We start from the raw sequence: 21219 nt of genomic DNA, 5'->3' as shown, positions 1-21219 counted from the left end.
TGAACGGACTGTACGACCCGGATCGGGAGAAGGATAGCTGCGGTGTCGGTTTCCTCACCCGAAAGGACGGCGTCCAGACCCAGGAGGTCATCCGCAAGCTGCACGAGGCGCTGTGCGCCGTCCCGCACCGCGGTGGCATGTCCTCGGAGGGCGTCGGCGACGGTGCGGGGGTCAACCTCGATCTTTCGTTGCGTTTCTTCGCCGAACTGACCGGCAGGCCAGATCTGCAGCTGGGACGGTTCGGCGTCGGAAATTTCTTCCTGCCAAGCAATCCGGCGTTCCACCGCGAAGCCGAGGCGGTGATCGAGGACGCCCTACTTGCACAGGGTTTCGATGTCGTGCTCAAACGTGATGTGCCCGTTGACGATTCGGCAATCCGTCCGGCGGCCGTCAAGTACCAACTCCCCATCCGGCAGTGGGTGTTCCTCGTCGACTCCAACGACAAGACCTCCGATCGCAAGATCCACGACGTGCTGATGGTGATCGAATCCGTCGCCTACACCCGCCCCGAACTGCTCGGGCTCTATCCGCTCTCCCTGAGCGCGCGTACCCAGGTGCTCAAGGGCCGGCTGAACTCGGGCGAGGTGGTGCCGTACTTCAGGGACCTGTCCGATCCGCGCATGGAAGTGCACTCGATGTTCTTCCACACCCGCTTCTCGACCAACACGGCACCCAACGCCACGATGGCGCAACCCTTCCGGCTCATGGCCCACAACGGTGAACTCAACACCGACAAGAAGAACCGACTCTCGGACAACGCCATCGCACTCGCCCGCAACCGCGCGATCATCCGACCCGTCGGGCAGTCCGACAGCTGCCGTCTGGACCAGACCCTGCAAACCCGCGTCCTCGAGGACGACCTCGACCTGGTCACCGCGGTGGTGGCGATGATGCCCCCGGCGTGGGAGAACGACACCACCCTGTCGCCCGGGGTCCGGGACATGCTGGAGTACTTCAGCCTCTACGAGGAGAAGAACGACGGGCCCGCGGCCCTGATCTTCGGTGACGGCACCATCATCGGCGCCCGCCTGGACCGGCTCGGACTGCGGCCGTTGCGCACGGTGGAGACCGCCGATTACCTTGGCGTGACCTCGGAAGCCGGGCAGGTCTACTTCCCGCCGGAGGACGTCATCAGACGCGGCCGCATCGAGGCGGGCGGCATGCTGTACTACGACCACGCCGAGCGTCGCACCTACTCGACCACCGAGGCACTGGAGAAGCTCGCCGCTCGCCACGACTACGCCACCATGCTGAGCGCGGCCCGCGTCAACCTCGCGGATTTGCCGTCGGTACCTCCCGAGAACCAGGCCTCGCCAGCGCGATACCACGGCGACCTCACCCGGTATCAACGCTACGTCGCCTACTCGCTGAATCAGGAGAGCTTCAAGTTCCTGATGGACCCGATGCTCGCCACCGGGCAGGAGAAGATCTCGGCGATGGGCTACGGCGCCGCCATCAACGCCCTGTCCAATCAGGAAGGTGGTGTCGCCAAGTACTTCTCCCAACGCTTCGCCCAGGTCACCAACCCGCCTCTGGACAGCATCCGCGAAGCCGACGGCATGACGCTGCGGGTCGCACTCGGCGCCAAGCCCAACAGCGGCGCCGCCCCCGCCCCGCAGATCGTGGTGCCCTCCCCGATTCTCAGCCATCTCGACATGCTCAAGATCCGCGAGCAGCCTCACACCCCGGTGCAACGCTTCGGCATCCGCTACCGAATCGTCCTCGACGATCTGGCCGCCAACGAGGATGCGCTCGTCTCCGCCATCGACGCGCTGTGCGACGACGTGGAGACCTTCGCACGCGCCAGCGGCGGCATCGCGGTCATCTCCGACCGCCACGTCGAACGCGAACGCGCCGCCATGCCATTGACACTCGTCGTCTCGGCGATCAACCAGCGCTTGATCGAACAGGGCTTGCGACTACGGGTCTCGATCATCGCGGAAAGCGGCCAGCTGTGCTCCTCGCACCACATCGCCACGGCGCTGGGCTTCGGTGCGTCGGCGGTCTATCCGCTCGCGGTCCAGATGCGGGCGGAGGAAAAGTTCGGTCCTGATGAAACCAGCGTCGCCAAGGCGTTCAAGAACTTCGCCAAGGCGGCCGAGAAGTCGCTCATGAAGACCATGGGCAAGGTCGGCCTGTGTACGGCGGAGAGCTACATCGGCGGCGAGTTCTTCGAGCCCAACTACCTCGACACCGGTGACCCGGTCCTGCGTCGGTACTTTCCCAACGTCGTCTCCCCCGTGGCTGGCGTTGGCTTCGCCACCATCGCCGAGACCATTCCCGACTGGCACGCCCGCGCGCTGGATGTGACGGGCGAGAAGGACGTTCCCCTGCTGGGCCTGTTCAAGGAGCGCGCTGAGGGCGCGGGCCACTCCTACGGCACGACGGCGGTGCGCGGCTTCGTCGACATGACCGAGGAGACCATCGCCTTCGACGACGACGCCAAGCCGGAGAACCCGGACATGGCCGATGCGGCCTTCCTGCGATTGCTGCCGCTGCACCAGCTCGAAGGTGCCTTCGGTCTTCACGACGACGCCTACCGCAACACCAGCTTCGACGAGCTGTCCCCGCGGGCGATCAACAGCTTCGACATCACGCCCGGCTACCGCAACTTCGTCCGGTCGATGAACGCCGAGCGCAGCCGCCGCCCCGCCGCGCTGCGCGACGTGCTGGCGCTGCCCGCCGACGTCAACTTCCTCCATACGGCCGACGAATTCCGTTCGGAAATAGGCCAATTCGCGCGCCGCGGCAACAACGACATTCAGGTGCGCGGCGTGACCTGCGTGCAGGTCGGCGATGAGTTCACCATGCGACTCGGACACCTGCCCGCGCGCCTCGGCGCGCTCGCCGAGGCTCTCGTCGAGTTGTTCGGCGACGAGATCGTCGATCAGGAGATCATCGGCGACCGGCTGTGGCTGCGGGCGCGCGGCGAGGCCAGGCGCTACCTCGGCAAGCTTCGCAAGGCCCCGGACTCGATTCCGCTCGCCGAAGTGCAACCGGCCAGCGAGATCACCCGCACGCTGACGTCGGGCGCGATGAGCCACGGCGCGCTGGTGTCGACGGCCCACGAGGCCGTGGCACACGGGACCAACATGGTTGGCGGACTGTCGAATTGCGGGGAGGGTGGCGAGCACATCACGCGCTACGGCACCATCCGCGGCTCGCGGATCAAGCAGTTCGCCTCCGGGCGGTTCGGCGTGTGGGCGGGATATCTGGCCGACCCGATGCTCCAGGAGCTGGAGATCAAGATCGGTCAAGGCGCGAAGCCAGGCGAGGGCGGCCAGTTGCCCGCCGCCAAGGTGACCGTACAGATCGCGGCCGCCAGAGGCGGCACGCCCGGCGTCGAACTCGTCTCCCCGCCGCCGCACCACGACACGTACTCCATCGAGGACCTCGCGCAGCTCATTCACGACTGCAAGGCGGCCCGCGTCCGGGTGGTCGTCAAGCTGGTGTCCTCCGAGGGCATCGGCACGATCGCCGTCGGCGTCGCGAAGGCCGGGGCCGACGTGATCAACGTGGCAGGCAACACCGGCGGAACCGGTGCCGCGGCGGTCACCAGCCTCAAGTACGCCGGGCGCTCCGCGGAGATCGGCGTCGCGGAAGTGCATCAGGCGTTGTGCGCCAACGGTATTCGGCAGAAGGTAGTGCTGCGATGTTCGGGTGCGCACCAGACCGCCAGCGATGTGGTCAAGTCGGCGCTGCTCGGCGCCGACAGCTACGAGTTCGGCACCACTGCCCTGATGATGCTCAAGTGCGTGATGGCCAAGAACTGCAACATCAAGTGTCCGGCCGGCCTGACCACCAACGCCGAGGCGTTCGAGGGCGATCCCCGCGCGCTGGCGCAGTATCTACTCAACATCGCCCACGAGGTCCGCGAGGTCCTGGCGACACTCGGCATGCGCTCGCTGCACCAGGCCCGCGGGCGCAGCGATCTGCTGCACCTGCTCGACCATCCGTCCCGCATCGGTGCCCTCGACCTGCGGGCGATGCTCGCCCCTGCCGACGTGTTCGTGGTCGACGATCCCATCTACATGGAGAAGGACTACGCGATCGACGACGGGTTCGCCAGCAGGCTCGACGTGCCGGGCCGACCCGACTTCGATGGCGTCCGACTGCCCGCGGTCCGGCTCGGCAATCAGAACAAGAGCGTCGGCGGCCAGTTGGCGATCGACATCGAGCGGAGGCTGAACCATCCGGCCGACCGGGGCCCCGCGCTCGGATCCGCGATCGCCACCGACGACCGGGGGCGGCGCTACCTTCTTCCCGACAGCGTCGCGATCACCACGACCGGGTCGGCCGGGCAGAGCTACGGTGTCTTCTGCAACGACGGAATGACCATGTCCCACGAGGGAACGTGCAACGACGGCGTCGGCAAGGGGGCGTGCGGCGGCACGATCGTGGTCCGCTCCCCCGGCGGCGGATCGGATACCCCAGGCGGCAACGTACTCATTGGCAACTTCGCGCTGTTCGGCGCCTCGGGCGGCCGATTGTTCGTCGAAGGCGAGGCGGGTGACAGGTTCGCGGTGCGAAACTCCGGTGCCAGCGCGGTCGTCGAGGGTGTCGGAGAGTTCCTCTGCGAGTACATGACCAACGGCGCGGTGTTCAACATCGGCGAGTTCGGCAAGGGCGTCGCCAACGGCATGAGCGGTGGCTTCCTCTACCAGTACGACCCGGCCGGTCAGCTGCCGTCGAAGGTCAGTGCCGACTCGGTGCTGGTCGCTCCGATCACCGACGCCCCATTTCACGAAGTCGCCGCACGGACCATGTTGGAGTGGCACGCCGAGGCCACCGGATCGGCGAAGGCCAAGGCGTTGCTCGACGCCTGGTCTGTCACTCGCCGACACGTCTGCTACGCAATGCCACGGGCGCTGCTGCAGTACCAGGACTCCGACGCAATCCTGACGGCGAAGACGCGCAAGGAGCTGCTCGACGAACTCTCCGCAGCGCTGGCCGGCTACCAGGTGGCCAAGTTCAAGCACTCCTATCGCGAGGGCCGTGAGGTGCTCGGCGGGTCGGTCCCCGGCTACGGCGAGACCGACACCGACGAGATGTTTGCGCTGCTCAACACCTACACGGTATTGAACATGGCTCAGCAGCTTGCGCTTTCGCGGATGCCGGATGCCGCCGGGGTGCGTGATCCGCGAGTCGGCACGGTCGTACGCAACCTGATCCTGACCGAGGACTTCTTCCTCATCCAGAAGCTGCAGAGGTATGCCCGCGAGGCGATCGAGCCCTTCAGCGACGAAGACCTCGCGGTGTTCACCGCGAACAAACGGATCACCGACTACAAGGAGGCCCTGACCCGGCGCAACGTCCTGTCGATGGACAGTCCGGGCACCTACGGCTGGATTCTGTACCAGAGCGCCAAGAACGTCGACAAGATCGGCCGCCTGCCCTCCTTCGAGGAGCTGTTCGCCATGCAGGCGATCCCCACGGTCGTCGACAACCTCGCCTCGTCCGAGAGCACGGCGCCCACCCCCTCCCTCCAGACGACCTGAAGAGCACATGAAGATCGCCTACATCCCCGAAGACGCCCCCTTCAACGAGGACCAGCGAGCCTGGATCTCCGGTTTCCTGGCGGGCCTGCATTCCCGCCTCGCCATGACCACGGCGGTTCCGCCGCCTGCCATTGCCGACGTCGTGACGACACGTCCACCCCTGCGCATCCTGTTCGGCACTCAGACCGGGAACGCGGAGGGCGTGGCCGATGACGCCGCGGCCGCCGCCAAGGCGCAGGGGTTCGACGTCTCGGTCAGCGGTCTCGACGAGATCGCCCTCGAGGAGTTCGCAGGCCTGCAGAACGTGCTCATCATCACCTCTACCTACGGCGAGGGCGAGATGCCCGACAACGCCGAATTGTTCTGGGAGGCATTGACTTCGACGGTCGCCCCGAGATTGGAAGGGGTGTCTTTCAGCGTTCTGGCCCTCGGCGACACCGGTTATGACGGCTTCTGCCAGGCGGGCAAGTTGATCGACACCCGCCTCGAGCAGCTCGGCGCGAACCGGATCTTCGCAAGGGCCGACTGTGACGTCGACTACGAGGCGCACGCCGCCGAATGGGTGCAGGGCGCGGTGGGGAGCCTCGTCACCGTGGCAGGCGCCAGCGGCACCCCGAGCACGCCACCACCCAGCACGGTCTCGCGCTCCGGCTGGACGCGCAAGAATCCGTTCGACGCGGCGCTGTCGGTCAACCGGCTACTGTCCCGCGACGGGTCGGGCAAGGAGATCCGCCACTACGAGTTCGCCCTCGCCGACAGCGGCATCGTCTACGAGGCCGGTGATGCCTTGGGCGTCATCCCGGAGAACGACCCGCGACTAGTCGAGGCCATCGCCGACCACTTCCGAGTCTCGGTCGACACGCTCGTCGGCGACGAGCCCCTCGGTGAACTCCTCGGTCACCGCTACGAGATCAGCACGCCGTCGAAGGACCTTCTCGGCGAGGTGGAGAGCCGCGCCGAGAACGAGGAGTTCACCTACGTCCTGCGCGGCGGGGTCAAGGACGCCCTCGATCGCTGGTTGTACGGCAAGGACGTGCTGGACATCCTGCGCATCGGTGGCGACGAGCTCGGCCTCGAGGAGTTCGTTGGGCTGCTGAAGCCGCTTCAGCACCGGGCCTACTCGATCTCGTCGAGTCCGCTGGCCCATCCCGAGCACATCCACCTGACGGTCGCCAGCGTGCGTTACCACAGCACGGGCCGGATGCGGGGCGGGGTCTGCTCCACCTTCCTTGCCGATCGCGCCAGCAGCGCGAAGGTATTCCTGCAGCCCAACAAGTCGTTTCGCGTGCCCACCGAAGACGACGCCCCGATGATCATGGTCGGACCAGGCACGGGCATCGCGCCGTTCCGGGCCTTCCTGCAGGAGCGTCAACACCGCGGGGCCAGGGGCGCCAACTGGTTGTTCTTCGGCGACCAGCACCGCGAGTACGACTACACGTACGAGGAGGACCTCACGAGCTGGCACTCCAACGGCCTGCTCGACCGGCTGGAACTCGCGTTCTCGCGGGACCAAGAGCGGGAAGGTGGCCCAAAGACGTACGTGCAGAACCGGATGCGCGAGCACGGCAAGGAACTCTTCGCATGGCTGGAGGACGGCGGCCACTTCTTCGTGTGCGGCGACGCCACGCGGATGGCCAAGGACGTCGACAGTGCGCTGCACGACGTCGTCGTCGAACACGGCGGGCTCGGTCGCGAGGAAGCCACCGACTACGTCAACACCCTGAAACGAGAGAAGCGGTACGTTCGCGATGTGTACTGATGGCCGACGTTGCCAGAACTGCCCGGCCAGGCGAATCTCCGCCAGCCCCAGGATGATCGCCGAGGCGCTCCCCGCCATCGGCACCGTCGTGTCCTGCACCGCCAACGACGCCGCCCTGCTCAGCCACACCGGCGAGTACTCCCGCCCTGCCCTCCCCGGCGAGGCCCTGGTGTGCGGCGAGGAGCTCATCGGGCTGAGGATGCATCCGGGTCTGATTCACGACACGCTCCTCACACCACGTGCTTTGACCATGTCAGGTGAATCCGGCACGCACCGTGCGTATCTCACGCCGATGTCGGACCGACTCGTCGTGGAGGCCCTCGGCCTTGCACCCGCGCAGCGGCTGGCACCCGTTGCCCCCGTTGACTGGTCCACCTTCGATTGGCGGGACGGCGATCAGATCACCCACCTCGATGCGATGACGCCCGAGCGCTACCGGGTGCTCCCGTTCGCGGGGGCCCGTCGCATCGACCCGCGCGTGATCCCACCTCTTCTGGCCCATCTCGCCGAGGTGGGGCTGGCCTTCACCATCGCCGTTCCCGGCGGTGGGTGCGTGCAACTGCACCGAGGCCGCGCCGCGATGGTCGAGCACGCCGGGGAGCACGTCGCGGCCGTGTTCGGCGCCGCCCGCTATGCGGTGGATCCGGTGGCGGTCGCCGAGTGTTGGGTTACGCAGGCGCACGGCACGGCGGGCCGGACCTCGACGGTCGAACTGTACGATCACTCCCATCGCTGGGTCACGGCCATCACCCAGACCGGCGCGATGTGCAGCCACGTACACGACGCGTGGGAGGCCATTGCCGCGTCGCTTCCGACCGCCGAGGAATGATGCGAGCCGGCGTGAAGCGCGGTGCCCTAGCTGGCGTCGTGGACGATCCGCCCACCGACGACGGTGAGAGCCGTTGACATCGAACGCAGTTGGGCCGGCTCGGCCTGTATGGGGTCCGCGTCGAGAAGCACGACGTCGCCGGGAGCGCCGACACCGACGACCCGCCGGTCCACCGAGTAGGCGATCGCCTCTGCGACGGTGAGCGCCTGCTCGGGATGCCACGGCGCAACCTCGTCGTCGATGCGGTGCACCGCGGCGTAGATCGCCAGCCACGGGTCGAGGGCGGCGACCGGAGCATCGGAGCCGAACGCGATGTCGACGCCCGCATCGCGCATCCACCCGAGTGCGAAGCACCGCGAGGTGCGGTCCGGCCAGACGCGCTCGCTGATCTCCCGGTCGTCGAGTAGATGAGCCGGTTGCACGCTGGCCGTCAGGCCGAGCCTGGCGAGTTCGGCGACGGCGTCCTTCGTGACGAGTTGAGCGTGCTCGATCGAGCCGCGCGCACCCGTCGCCGCGTAGCAGTCGAGCGCCTGGGTCAACGCCCGGTCGCCGATGGCGTGGGTAGCGACCTGCAGGCCGGCGGCCGTCGCCCGCTCGAGCAGTGTCGCCAGTTCGACGTCGTCGAGGTTGCGGGCACCGAAGTTGTCGGGTTCGCCGTCATAGGGGTCGCAGCACCATGCGGTGCGGGTGCCCAGCGAGCCGTCACTGATGATCTTCAGTGGCCCCATGACCAGATTGGGTCCCTGAGAGTGCCTGCCGTGCAACGGATCACCGGTCGTCAAGCCAGCCGCCACGACGCCATCCAACCCGTCCGGATAGACGCCCCACCTGATCCGTACGACGTCGCACCCCTGCTCCCACCTGGTGGCCCAGTCCTCCCACCGCGACTCGAACTCGAGGTCGACGATGCCGACGATCCCGCGCGCGGCCGCGTCTTGCAGCACACTGCGGTACGCAGACGGGCCGGTCGCCGAGCCGGCGATGGCATCGAGCCGCGGATAGGCGGCGAACCACTCGGCCTCTGCGACAACGCCCTCCCGCCGCGGCAACTCCAGGGCGTCGAGCGCGGCGGTGTTGCACCAGGCGTGGTGAAGGTCGGCGTTCACCAGCGCGACAGGAACGTCGCCAGAGACGACGTCGAGCGCGCGGACGCTCGCCGCGGTGTGCCACAGCCCGGCACGCATCCCTGCGCCGAGGATTGGCTGCCCGGGCGCCTGTCGGAGTCGGGCGGAGACCAGCGCGAGTACCTGCTCGGGCGAGCGGGTACCACCGAAGTCGAGACGCCGGGTGGCCGCGGTCCATTGACCGAGGTGGGCGTGCTTGTCCCAGAGACCGGGCATCACCCACCTGCCGTCGGCATTCACCTCGGTCACCCCGGGTCGACGCGTGAGCTGGTACCCGACGTCGGCGATGACGCCGTCGACGATGGATACGTCGACCGGGGCATCGGTGGCTGCGAGGTCGCCTGCGGCCAGCGTGGATACGAGTCGGGCCCGGCGAATCAGTAGGTCAGGCACTCTCGGCACCGGCCGTGAAGCAGCTGCGGTACGCGCTCGGCGTGGTCTGCAACGAGCGGACGAAGTGGTGCCGGTAGGTGACTGGCGACTCGAAGCCGACGCGAGCGGCGATCTGCTCGATCGACAGCGAGGATGACTCGAGCAGCGCGAGGCTGGCCTGAATCCGTTGGGCGATGAGCCACTTGATCGGCGTGGTTCCGGTGGCCTTCGCGAACCTGCGGAGATAGCTGCGCCGGGACAGAGCGGACTGCGCGGCCAGCTCGTCGAGGCTGATGGGCGAGTCGAGATGAGCCAGGGCCCAGTCCATTCCGGCCGCGATCTGGCCGTCGGTGGTGGGCTCCGGCACCGGACTGTCGATGTACTGGGCCTGCCCCCCGGCGCGGTGCGGTGAGATGACCAGGCGTCGTGCCACGTCGTTGGCGACGTGCGATCCGTGGTCCGCGCGCACGAGGTGAAGGCATAGATCCAGGCCGGCGGCGCAGCCCGCGCTTGTCAAGACGCGGCCGCCGTCGACGTAGAGCGGCACGGGGTCGACGTCGACCTCCGGATACCGCTGCTGCAGCAGGTCGACGTAGATCCAGTGCGTGGTCGCCGATCGGCCGTCGAGCACGCCCGCCGCAGCCAGCGCGAAGGCTCCCGAGCAGATCGACACCAGCCGGGAATTGCGTTCATGGGCCACCTGAATGGCCTCGATCAGGTCGGGCGACGTGGGTTCGTCCACGTCGCGCACGCTGGGGATGATCACGGTGTCGGCCGACGCCAGGTCGTCGAGCCCGTAGGAGGTGCGGACGGTGGCGCCCCCGAGCATCCGCACCTCCGCCTGCTCGGAGCACAGTTTCACGGAGTACCAGGGTCTGACGATTCCCGCGGAGAATCTCTCCGAGAGCTCGGTCATGCCGAAGATCTCGGCCGCCAGTCCCGACTCGAAACCCGACATCCCGTCATACGCGAGGATCGCCACCGAATGCACGTCACTATCTTATCGAGTAACGGCTCCAGTGCCACTGGTTCCTCGATGACATCGCGCCGACAATCGAATCATGTTGTACAAACGAGCTTCTCGCTGGCAGCGGATCCGCGACCACCGCGCGTGCCGATTTCTCGAGGACGTCGCCCTCGGCATCCACGCCGCCAACGGGATTGCGCACGGGGCGCAGCCAGGTCGAACTCGCGGAATCCGCGGATCGGCCAGCCCACGGGGGTGCGGGCCCGTGCCGGTCAGCCGAACAGGTCGGAGTAGGCGTTGAGCGCAGGCTGCCCGCCAAGGTGGGCATAGAGCACGTTCGAGTCCTTGGCGATGGTCCCGTCGCCGACCAGATCGATGAGGCCCGCCATCGACTTGCCCTCGTACACGGGGTCGATGATCATGCCCTCGAGCCGGCCTGACAGCTTGATCGCATCCAGCGTGGACTGCACCGGGATTCCGTAGAGGTCTCCCGCCCAGCCCTCAAGGACGGTGATCTCGTCGTCGCGAACGTCGCGGCCGAGGCCGATCAGTTCAGCGGTGCTCCTGGCGATCCTGGCGACTTGGGCCCTCGTCTTGTCGATGGTCGCCGAGGCGTCGATGCCGAGGACGGTGCGGGGCCGGTCCTGACCGGCGAACCCGGCGATCATCCCGGCGTGGGTGGAACCGGTGACGGTGCAGACGACGATCGTGTCGAAGAAGACGCCGAGCTCGGCCTCCTGCTTCTGCACCTCGTACGCCCAGTTCGCGAAACCCAGTCCACCGAGCGGATGCTCGGAGGCGCCTGCCGGAATGGGATAGGGCTTGCCTCCGGCCTCGCGAACCTCGCGAAGCGCGTCCTCCCAGGACGACCGGATGCCGATGTCGAAGCCCGCGGGATCCAGCCGCACGTCGGCGCCCATGATGCGGGACAGCAGGATGTTGCCCACCTTCTCATCCGAAGCGGCGTTTTCCCACAGTTGAGGCCAGTCGACCCACTTCTCCTGGACCAGGCGGGCCTTGAGTCCGAGCTTCGCCGCGACCGCGGCCACCTGACGGGTGTGGTTGCTCTGATAGCCACCGATGGAGACCAGCGTGTCGGCGCCCTGTGCGAGCGCGTCGGGAACGATGTACTCCAGCTTGCGGGTCTTGTTGCCGCCGTACGCCAGGCCGGAGTTGCAGTCCTCCCGCTTGGCCCAGATGCGGGCGCCGCCAAGGTGGGCGGTCAACCGATCCAGGGGGTGAATCGGACTCGGTCCGAAGGTCAGCGGGTACCGCTCGAAGTCCTCGATGGGCATGGGGTGGCACTCCTTCGGCAGTCGCTACGATTGGCGATACGCAATATATCGCAGATGTAGGCGGGAGGGAACCAGTCCCACACGGTGCACGAATGCCCAGCTCGCGTCTGCCGTGTTGACATCATGCGCACTACCAGGGACAAAATATTGCATGCCAGTACCGCAGCGGAGTGCCGCGCCTAAGCGACAGTTGCTCCGTGACGACGCGTTCACCGCCATCCGGGCAGCGATCGTCGACGGCACCCTGCAGCCGGAGGAACGACTGGTCGACGCCGAGCTCAGCGAATGGCTCGGGGTCAGCAGGACGCCGATTCGCGAAGCGCTGGCCAGACTGGATGCGGCGGGCCTGGTTCAGACCAGGCCCGGGCGTTACACGATCGTCAGCCCGCTCGACGCGAGGAGCATGACGGACGCCCAGGCCGTCGTGGCGGCCATGCACGAACTGGCGGTGCGCGAGGCGGTACCGCTTCTGGAGCCCGGCCACCTCGCCGCCATGCGGACCGCCAATGAACGGTTCGCAGTGGCACTGCGTGCCAACGACGTCGAGGGGGCCATCGCATCGGACGACGAGTTTCACGGCGTGGCCATCGGCCTCTGCGCCAACGCCGCCGTCCGGTCCGTGCTCGATCAGTACACGCCACTACTGCGGCGGATGGAGCGCACGCGGTTCTCGTCGTCGACCGGCCGGTCGTCGGTGTCGCAGCACGCCAAGATCGTCGACCTCGCCCAACACGGTGACGCCGACGGCGCTGCCCGCGAGGCCCGACTCAATTGGCTGACGCTGCAATGGGATCCGCAGTAGCGAACCCAGCAGGTAGTGACGGGCCCGTCGGCGACGTACGGTACTCGCTGTACACCCCGACGACCCGACGGAAACTTCGAGACGAGAGGAATGCTCCGTGAGCACCGAGAAGTTCTGGCGCGATACCCAACAACACCTGGTGCGCTACGGGGTGCCGTTCGTGCCGCGAATCATTACCCGGGCCAACGGAAGTCACGTATATGACTCCGAAGGGGCCGCAATCTTGGACTTCACCTCCGGTCAGATGAGTTCGGTACTCGGCCACTCACATCCCGACGTCGTCCACGCGGTGTCGAACGCGGCCGCCACGCTGGATCACCTGTACAGCGGCATGCTCAGCACACCGATGGTCGACTTCGCCACGACGCTGGCGGGTACGTTGCCCTCGACGCTGAGCAAGGTGCTGTTGCTCAGCACAGGTGCGGAGTCCAACGAGGCCGCCATCAAGATGGCCAAGCTCTACACCGGCAAGTACGAGATCGTCTCGTTCGACCGTTCGTGGCACGGCATGACCTCCGGTGCGGCGTCGGCGACGTTCAGCGCCGGTCGGCGGGGCTACGGGCCACCCGTCCCCGGCAACCTGACACTGCCGACGCCCAACGCCTATCGGTCGCCGTTCCGGCATGCCGACGGTACCTACGACTGGAAAACAGAACTGGAGTACGGCTTCTCGAGTGTCGACGCGCAATCCACGGGCAGCCTCGCGGCCTGCCTCATCGAACCGATCCTGTCGTCCGGCGGAATCATCGAACCTCCGGAGGGGTACTTCCGCAGGCTCAGGGAGCTGTGCGACGAACGCGGGATGCTGCTCATCGCGGACGAGGCCCAGACCGGCATCGGCCGGACCGGCACGATGTACGCCTTCGAGCACGAAGGGGTGGTGCCCGACCTGATCACGCTGTCGAAGACCTTGGGCGCAGGCCTGCCCGTGGCCGCCGTCGTCACCAGTGAGGAAATCGAATCCGTCTGCCACGAGCGGGGTTTCCTGTTCTTTACGACCCACGTGTCGGATCCGCTCGCCGCGGCCGTCGCCCTGACCGTGCTGACGGTGGTCGCCAGGGACGGGCTCGTCGAAAGGGCTGCGGCCCTCGGCAAACACCTCAACGGGCGGCTAGCCGACATGCAGACCAGGTACGAACAGGTCGGTGACATCCGTGGCCGTGGCCTGCTTCAGGGCGTCGAACTGGTACGGGACAAGGCGAGCAAGGCCCCGGCCGACTCACTCGGCGCCCGAGTCACCGCGGCGTGCCTCGAGCGGGGCCTGCACATGAACATCGTGCAGTTGCCAGGCATGGGCGGGATCTTCCGCATCGCTCCGCCGTTGACGATCACCGAGGCCGAGCTGCACGAGGGCCTCGACATCCTCGACGTCGCCCTGAAGACGGTCCTGGAACCGTGAGCTACGACCGCTAATCCAGACAGAACTCGTTGCCCTCGGGGTCGGTCAGCACGATGTGGCCGCCCTGCAGCGGTGGCGCGGGCTCGTGCCGCGCGACCCGGGTCGCACCCTCGGCGACCAGCCGGGTGCATGCCCGTTCCAGCGCCGCCATCCGGTCCTCCCCCACCAGCCCGTCGGCCGCGCGCACGTCCAGGTGCACCCGATTCTTGGCGGCCTTGCCCTCTGGCACCCGCTGAAAGTAGATCCTCGGCCCCGATCCATCGGGATCGATCAGGGCCGAGGCATCATTGCGGCCCTCGGGCGGGATGTCCATCGCGGCCAGCGCGGCATCCCAGGTGTCGAAACCCTCCGGCGGGGGCTGAATCCGATAGCCGAGCACTTCGGCCCAGAACCCGGCTAGCCCTGCCGGATCGCCGCAATCGAAGGTCACTTGAATCTCGCGAGCCATGAACGCCTGCCCTTCTCCGTCGGTTCACGATGCCGTCCAACACGATGCCGAACAACACGCACGATGCCACGCTTACCGGACCGGTCGTGTCCGCTGAACACAGCCCAGGTGACGCCTCGGCGCGCTGGGCCGACACCCTGGTGTCAGGATGATCCGCGTGGCAGAGCGCGTCAGGTTCACCAGCACCACCGGTCCGGCACTATCGGGCCTCATCGATCTCCCGCCCGGCGACGTGCGTGGCTGGGGGGTGTTCGCGCACGGTTTCACCCTCGGCAAGGACTGCCCGGCCGCTAGCCGGATCTGCAAGCAGCTCGCCAGCGAGGGCATCGGCATGCTCCGCTTCGACAACCTCGGGCTCGGTGATTCCGAGGGCGACTGGGGCGACGGCTCGTTCTCGCACAAGGTGGCTGACACCGTGCGGGCCGTCGAGTTCATGAACGCATCGGGCCGCGAGGTCCGTCTGCTTGTCGGGCACTCCTTCGGCGGCGCGGCCGCCATCGCCGCCGCCCACGAACTTCCCACCGTGGCCGCGGTGGCCAGCGTCGGCGCGCCGTATCAACCCGCCCACGTCGAGCACAACTACGACGCGCTGCTGGCGCGTATCGAAGAAGAGGGCGAGGCGCCCTTCCCGATCGGCGGCAAGGCGCTGACGCTCAAGCGGCACTTCATCGAGGACGTCCGGGCGGCCAATCTCCACGAGCAGATCAAGAAGTTGCGCAGGGCGCTGCTCGTCATGCACTCGCCCACCGACAACACCGTGGGCATCGCGAACGCCAGCGACATCTTCCGCACCGCCCGTCATCCCCGCAGTTTCGTGTCGCTCGAAGGCGCCGACCACCTGCTGACCGGCAAGAACCAGGCCGCCCGCGCCGCCAGGATCATCAGCGCCTGGGCCGACCCGTACCTGTGACGCCGAACCGGCTAGCCCTGGCCCTGCAGCGACACGATCGTGATGTCCGGCGGCGCGCCGACCCGGATCGGCGGGCCCCAGAATCCCGCGCCCCGCGTGACGTACAGCTGGGTGTCCTCGACCGTCGACAACCCTGCCAGTGACGGCTGCACGGCCCTGACGAGGTAGTGGAACGGCCACATTTGGCCGCCGTGGGTGTGGCCCGACAACTGCAGGTCCACGCCGCGACTGGCGGCGTCGGCCACCAGTACCGGTTGATGAGCCAGCAGGATCGTCGGCTGGGCCGCATCCAGCCCGGCCAGGGCACGGTCGAAGTCCGGCGGGTCGGACCTGGACTCACCCGCGAGATCGTTGACGCCTGCCAGATGCAGTGCCCCGGCACCCCGGCGAATCGAGGTGTTCTCGTTGCGCAGCGGTCGCACCCCGAGCCGTTCCAGCTCACGCAACCAGGACGAGGTGTCTTCGACGAAGTACTCGTGGTTGCCGGTGACGAAGTACGTGCCCTCTCGGGACACCAAGTCCTGCAAGGGTTCCGCGGCCGACCCGAGCTCCTCGACCGTCCCGTCGACCAGGTCGCCCACGATCGCGACCAGATCGGGCGTCGCCTCGTTGATCATCCGCACGATCCGTTCGGTGTGCGCGCGGCCGGCCAGCGGGCCCAGGTGGATGTCGGACACCACGGCGATCCGGAAGCCATCGAACGACGGGTCGAGTCGCCGCAGGGAAACGGGCACCCGCAGAACGTCGGGTGGGCCGAGGGCGGTCGCCGCGCCGACCCCGACCAGGCCCACCGAGGCTGCTCCCGCCGCGACGGCGCTGGCCCGGGCCAGGAACACCCGCCGATTCAGCGAGTCCGGTTCGGCCTCGGGCCGATCCGGCACGTCCGGCGGTTTGCGGTGGGCCCAGCGTCGCAACACCAGCCTGGCCGGCTCGAGGACGAGCAACGTCAGGAACAGATAGGCCACCAGCCCGAACCAGAGGTAGCCCGACCAGGCGAGCCAGCCCGGCTCGGTCACGTCGAGGACGCGGGGCAGCACCAGCGTCGCGACCAGGAGCACCGCTAGGGCGACGAGCACTGCGGAGAGCACCCACCGTGTGCGCCCGGGCCCGGTGGTGTCCTTGATCAACCTCTTCCAGACGTACAGGTGCATCGCCGCGAGCACCGCGCTGAGAATGACGATGAACACGGGTTACCGCCGGTGCGTCCGCGCGGACCCTAGCGACGGAAAGTTCACCCGGTGGCTCGGGCGGATGCGCGACTCATGCCGACAGCCTAGTTGGGCTCGACGGGTGGCCCCGGATCACGCCATCAGAGCTGAGCGAAGCAGGAGTCGCCGTCCTCCCGCGGGATGGATGCGTTCTCCGTGGAGAACTTTCCGATCACCCCGGTGGCGGTCACCTCCACGCTGTCGGCGTGAATGCCCAACGGGTACTGGGCATTCAACTTCGCCGTCAGACCGTCCAGTGCGGTCTGCACGGCGTCCTGACCCAGCGGCCCTATCACGTTGACGACCTGGAGTCCGAGATCGCCGTCGGTCACGACGGGCTTCGCCGTGACGGTAATGTCGCCTGCCTCCAGTTCGAGGGTGCCCGCGTTGGCGTCGGTGGTGACACTGGTGACCAGACTCCCGACACCGGGCAGGTTCGCTGCGACGGTGTCCTTGATGCCCGCGGAAGTCCACGTGAGCGTCGCGTCGAGCGAGCCGATGGTGCCCTTGGAGTCCCCGGAGTCCTGCAGCCGCACGTCGGAGACCGTCACGTCCGCCGTCATGCCGTCGGCGTCCTGTACTCGATTGCCCGCCGTCGCTACCGAGATATTGGTGTAGTGGCTCGTCGCGTACTGCCAGAGGAAGGGTGGGTTCACGCCGATCGAGGTGCTTGCGTCGTCCTGCACGACGCACTCGGTGACCGCGACCAGGACACTGTCCGCGCGGTGCCTGGCGTAGAGCTCGGCGCCTGCCAGTCCCCCTGCCACCACGGCGACGACGATCAGCGCGATGAGGATCAGCGACCGTGGGTCATTCGGGCGGGACGTGCGGGACTTCTTCGGTGGGGGCTGGTCACCTACGCCGTCCGGAGGAGGGGATGCGCCGCCGGATGGCGGCGGGGCGGACCTCGGTGGGGGTGGCGGGGGTGCGGGCGGTGGGGGTGCCGGTGGCGCGGGTGGCGGCGGCGCCGGGGGTGGCGGCGGTGGCGGTCGGAATCGCTGGGTCGCCCCGACGTCGCCCGGTCGTTGCAGTCGCTCCGTGGGCGGAGGCTCGCGCCGGAGTCGAATGCGCTCGGTTGCCGCGGCGTCGCCCGGTCGAGGCGCGGGTCGGATCTGCTGGGTGGGCGGCTCGGGCCTGCGCGGCGGCGTCGGCTGCGTGGGTGGGTCCGGCGGGCGCGGAGGCGTCGGCTGGGTGGGTGGGTCCGGCTGACCCCGACGCGGCAGCCGCGTCGTCGGCGCATCGGGGCGGACGGGATCGCCACGATCGCCCGGTCGACGCGGGCCCTGCGGCGGTGTGGTCACCACACCGATTGTGCCTCAGCGCACCCGCACGTTGTGCCTCAGCGCACCCGCGCGTTGCGCCTCAGCGCACCCGCACGCTCAGGCACGTCACGCACCCTTCGAGCTTCTCGTACTCCGAGACGTCCACGGGTTCCAGGCGATAGCCGCGATCGGTGAGCAACTCCGCCGTGCGGGGGGCGGCCGAACTCATCAGCAACAGGTCCTCGCCGAGGATCACGACGTGGGCACCCGGTTCCTCGGGCACGGCCAGAAACGATGGGAACAGGTCCGGATCGTCGACGACGGGTTCGTATCCGATGACCGTGCCGTCGGGCAATGCCGTGATCGCACTCTTGAGGTGCAGCGCCTTGGTCAGGGGCACCGTGGTGACGGTGTAGCCGCGCGGCGCGAGGATCCCGTCCAGCTGGGCAATGGCCGCCGCATCGGTCGTACCGCTGAGGCCGACGTAGACCTGCGAGCCCACCGTGAGGACGTCGCCACCGTCGAGCGTTCCCTCGGTGATGGCCGTGGACGCCAGCCCGAGTTCGTCGATGACGCGTTGCACCGCAACGGTTTCGGGGTTTCGGGTCGGCTGCCGCGGGTTCGTGATGACCGCCAGGTCACCGAACATCACCACGACGTCCTCGACGAAGACGCAGTCTGGCATCGCATCGTCGCCGTCGATCTCCACGGTGGGCCAGCCGCTGCGGTGCAGTGCCGCGACGTAGCCGTCCCACTGCCGCTTGGCCAGTTCCACGTCCACCGGCTGGCGCTCGATGAACGTGACGATGCCGTCGGCCAGGGTCTCGGCAGGCCGTCGGACCAACGCATACGGACGATCGGGCATGGCGTCTCACCACTTTCGGATCCAACCCGGAGCGCGGGTGTTCCCGCGCCGACAGTCAACCATCGCGGGATGCGAGCGTGTCGACGGACTCGTCGACCGCCTGTCTGCAGCGCATGGACCGATTTGCCGCCGATTCGTCACCGTCGACCAAACGCGCGCCGTACCGTAAAACCATGACCCTCATCGATGCGGATTCACAGACACGGACCTCGTTCGAGCAGGACCTGACCGAGACCCAGCAGTACCTGGACGGTCCCCGCTTCGACGGCATCGTCCGGCTCTACACCGCCCGCCAGGTCGTCGAACAGCGCGGCACCATCCCGACGGATTACACGGTCGCGCGGGACGCGGCGGCGGCCTTCTTCACGCGTTTGCGCGAGCTCTTCGCCGAGAAGAAGAGCATCACCACCTTCGGCCCCTACTCGCCGGGACAGGCCGTGACCATCAAGCGAATGGGCATCGAGGGCATCTACCTCGGCGGCTGGGCCACGTCGGCCAAGGGTTCGCTGAGTGAGGATCCGGGGCCCGACCTCGCCAGTTATCCACTGAGCCAGGTACCCGACGAGGCGGCCGGCCTGGTGCGCGCGCTGCTGACCGCCGACCGCAACCAGCAGTACCTCCGGCTGCGCATGAGTGACGCGGAGCGCGCTGCGACCCCCGCGACCGATTACCGGCCGTTCATCATCGCCGACGCCGATACCGGGCACGGCGGAGACCCGCACGTGCGCAACCTGATTCGCCGATTCGTCGAGTCAGGCGTTCCGGGATACCACATCGAGGACCAGCGGCCAGGCACCAAGAAGTGTGGCCATCAGGGCGGCAAGGTCCTGGTGCCGTCCGACGAGCAGATCAAACGTCTCAACACCGCCCGCTTCCAGCTGGACGTCATGCGGGTGCCCGGCATCATCGTCGCCCGTACCGATGCCGAGGCGGCCAACCTGATCGAGAGCCGCGCCGACGAGCGCGACCAGCCGTTCATCCTCGGCGCGACCAATCTGAAGGTGCCGCCCTACAAGGCCTGCTTCCTGGCCCTGATGCGCAGCTTCTTCGACGCAGGTGTCACCGATCTGCGCGGTCACCTCCTGTACGCCCTGCCCGACGGCGAGTACGCGGTCGCGGATGCCTGGCTGGAACGCCATGGCATCACCAAGCTCGTCACCGAGGCCGCCTCGTCGTGGCGGAGCGACGGAGCCCAGTCCGTCGACGACCTCTTCGACAAGGTCGAGTCGCAGTTCGTCGACGCCTGGCAGGATGACGCCGGCCTGGAGACCTATGGCGACGCGGTGGCAGAGCTACTCGCGTTCCGCGAACGTGAGGGCGAGCCGCTGGACATGAAGGCCGACGAGTGGCGCGCGTTCGCCGCGACGGCCTCGCTCTACGCCGCCCGCGAGAAGGCAAGGACGCTGGGCGTGGACGCGCCGTGGGACTGCGAGCGCGCCAAGACTCCCGAGGGCTATTACCAGGTGCGCGGCGGAATACCCTATGCGATCGCCAAATCCCTTGCCGCCGCGCCCTTTGCGGACATTCTGTGGATGGAGACCAAGACCGCCGACCTCGCCGACGCCAAGCAGTTCGCCGACGCAATTCACGCGGTCTACCCGGACAAGATGATGGCCTACAACCTGTCGCCGTCGTTCAACTGGGACACCACCGGCATGTCCGACGACGAGATGCGGGCCTTCCCGGAGGAAATCGGCAAGATGGGCTTCGTCTTCAACTTCATGACCTACGGCGGTCACCAGATCGACGGTGTCGCCGCAGAGGAGTTCGCCACGGCGCTGCGGCAGGACGGCATGTTGGCGCTGGCCCGCTTGCAGCGAAAGATGCGCCTGGTGGAGTCGCCCTACCGCACGCCTCAAACCCTGGTGGGCGGACCTCGTAGCGACGCCGCACTGGCTGCATCGTCCGGACGCACGGCGACCACCAAGTCGATGGGCAAGGGCTCCACCCAGCATCAGCACCTGGTTCAGACGGAGGTGCCGAAGAAGCTCCTCGAGGACTGGCTGGCGATGTGGAGCGAGTACTACGAGCTGGGTGAGAAGTTGCGCGTACAGCTCCGGCCGCGACGGGCGGGCGGCGAAGTTCTCGAGCTCGGCATCTATGGCACCAGGGACGACGGTGAGGAGCTGCTGGCCAACGTGCTCGTCGACCCCATCCGCGACCGGCACGGGCGCAGCATCCTCACGGTGCGCGACCAGAACACGTTCGCCGAGCCGCTGCGAAAGAAGCGCCTGATGACGCTGATCCACCTGTGGTTGGTGCACCGCTTCAAGGCGGACGCCGTCTACTACGTGACACCGACCGAGGACAACGTCTACCAGACCGAGAAGATGAAGTCTCACGGCATCTTCAGCAACGTACACGAGGACGTCGGCGAGATCGTGGTCGCCGACGTCAACCAGCCGCGCATCGAGGAACTGCTCAACCCGGACCGCGAGGCCCTCGGACGGCTGATCCGCAAGGAGGACTAGCTAATTGGTC

Annotated in this window: 14 protein-coding genes; 7 read left to right on the top strand and 7 right to left on the bottom strand. The window is 67.6% G+C overall.

Going from position 1 to position 21219, the window contains the following annotated elements:
* From ABW137_RS03500 to ABW137_RS03490, 3 genes are all read left to right on the top strand, one after another.
* Positions 1 to 5498: glutamate synthase-related protein (locus ABW137_RS03500; RefSeq protein WP_526396927.1), on the top strand; the 5498-nt coding region annotated here is incomplete at its 5' end.
* Positions 5499 to 5505: 7 nt separating this feature from the next.
* Positions 5506 to 7257 (top strand): diflavin oxidoreductase, encoded by a 1752-nt coding sequence (locus tag ABW137_RS03495; protein ID WP_526396925.1) that lies wholly within the window; start codon positions 5506 to 5508, stop codon positions 7255 to 7257.
* Positions 7247 to 8086: a ChuX/HutX family heme-like substrate-binding protein gene (locus ABW137_RS03490; protein ID WP_526396923.1), complete on the top strand. Its 840-nt coding sequence runs from the start codon at positions 7247 to 7249 to the stop codon at positions 8084 to 8086. The genes ABW137_RS03495 and ABW137_RS03490 overlap by 11 nt, the downstream gene beginning before the upstream one ends.
* 26 nt (positions 8087 to 8112) lie before the next feature.
* Here the strand turns inward: ABW137_RS03490 and ABW137_RS03485 are convergent, their stop codons facing one another.
* From ABW137_RS03485 to ABW137_RS03475, 3 genes are all read right to left on the bottom strand, one after another.
* A complete protein-coding gene (locus ABW137_RS03485) occupies positions 8113 to 9603 on the bottom strand; it encodes an amidohydrolase (RefSeq protein WP_526396921.1) in 1491 nt (496 codons plus the stop codon).
* Positions 9596 to 10573, bottom strand: coding sequence for a GlxA family transcriptional regulator (locus tag ABW137_RS03480; RefSeq protein ID WP_526396919.1), 978 nt, complete (start codon positions 10571 to 10573; stop codon positions 9596 to 9598). Before ABW137_RS03480 ends, ABW137_RS03485 begins: the two co-directional genes overlap by 8 nt.
* Positions 10574 to 10821: 248 nt before the next feature.
* Positions 10822 to 11844: a 1-aminocyclopropane-1-carboxylate deaminase gene (locus tag ABW137_RS03475; protein ID WP_526396917.1), complete on the bottom strand. Its 1023-nt coding sequence runs from the start codon at positions 11842 to 11844 to the stop codon at positions 10822 to 10824.
* Between the two features lie 151 nt (positions 11845 to 11995).
* Here ABW137_RS03475 and ABW137_RS03470 point away from each other — a divergent pair, with 151 nt between their 5' ends.
* Both ABW137_RS03470 and ABW137_RS03465 read left to right on the top strand, forming a co-directional pair.
* Entirely contained in the window at positions 11996 to 12646 is a 651-nt protein-coding gene (locus ABW137_RS03470) for a GntR family transcriptional regulator (RefSeq protein ID WP_526396915.1), read from the top strand.
* 97 nt (positions 12647 to 12743) lie between these two features.
* Positions 12744 to 14045: a class-III pyridoxal-phosphate-dependent aminotransferase gene (locus tag ABW137_RS03465; protein ID WP_526396913.1), complete on the top strand. Its 1302-nt coding sequence runs from the start codon at positions 12744 to 12746 to the stop codon at positions 14043 to 14045.
* A gap of 10 nt (positions 14046 to 14055) precedes the next feature.
* Here ABW137_RS03465 and ABW137_RS03460 read toward each other — a convergent pair whose 3' ends face one another.
* Positions 14056 to 14493, bottom strand: a complete 438-nt coding sequence (locus ABW137_RS03460) for a VOC family protein (protein ID WP_526396911.1) — start codon at positions 14491 to 14493, stop codon at positions 14056 to 14058.
* Between the two features lie 157 nt (positions 14494 to 14650).
* Here ABW137_RS03460 and ABW137_RS03455 point away from each other — a divergent pair, with 157 nt between their 5' ends.
* Positions 14651 to 15403: an alpha/beta hydrolase family protein gene (locus ABW137_RS03455; protein ID WP_526396909.1), complete on the top strand. Its 753-nt coding sequence runs from the start codon at positions 14651 to 14653 to the stop codon at positions 15401 to 15403.
* Positions 15404 to 15414: 11 nt separating this feature from the next.
* On the opposite strand, the gene ABW137_RS03450 is transcribed toward ABW137_RS03455, so the two are convergent.
* The 3 genes from ABW137_RS03450 to ddaH all read right to left on the bottom strand — a co-directional run bounded on the left by ABW137_RS03450 (position 15415) and on the right by ddaH (position 18738).
* The gene (locus tag ABW137_RS03450) at positions 15415 to 16590 is read right to left on the bottom strand and encodes a metallophosphoesterase (protein ID WP_526396907.1); all 1176 of its coding nucleotides are present in this window, start codon (positions 16588 to 16590) and stop codon (positions 15415 to 15417) included.
* A gap of 122 nt (positions 16591 to 16712) precedes the next feature.
* Positions 16713 to 17912 (bottom strand): LmeA family phospholipid-binding protein, encoded by a 1200-nt coding sequence (locus ABW137_RS03445; protein WP_526396905.1) that lies wholly within the window; start codon positions 17910 to 17912, stop codon positions 16713 to 16715.
* Between the two features lie 61 nt (positions 17913 to 17973).
* Positions 17974 to 18738, bottom strand: a complete 765-nt coding sequence (gene ddaH / locus ABW137_RS03440; protein ID WP_526396903.1) for a dimethylargininase — start codon at positions 18736 to 18738, stop codon at positions 17974 to 17976.
* Between the two features lie 173 nt (positions 18739 to 18911).
* Here ddaH and aceA point away from each other — a divergent pair, with 173 nt between their 5' ends.
* Positions 18912 to 21209: an isocitrate lyase ICL2 gene (aceA, locus tag ABW137_RS03435; RefSeq protein ID WP_526396901.1), complete on the top strand. Its 2298-nt coding sequence runs from the start codon at positions 18912 to 18914 to the stop codon at positions 21207 to 21209.
* The last annotated feature ends 10 nt before the right edge of the window (positions 21210 to 21219 follow it).

This window comes from Mycobacterium sp., assembly GCF_040509115.1.
Classification (GTDB): domain Bacteria; phylum Actinomycetota; class Actinomycetes; order Mycobacteriales; family Mycobacteriaceae; genus Mycobacterium.
The sequence above is the reverse complement of the archived record's forward strand: the minus strand, read 5'-3'. Positions and strand labels throughout refer to the sequence as shown.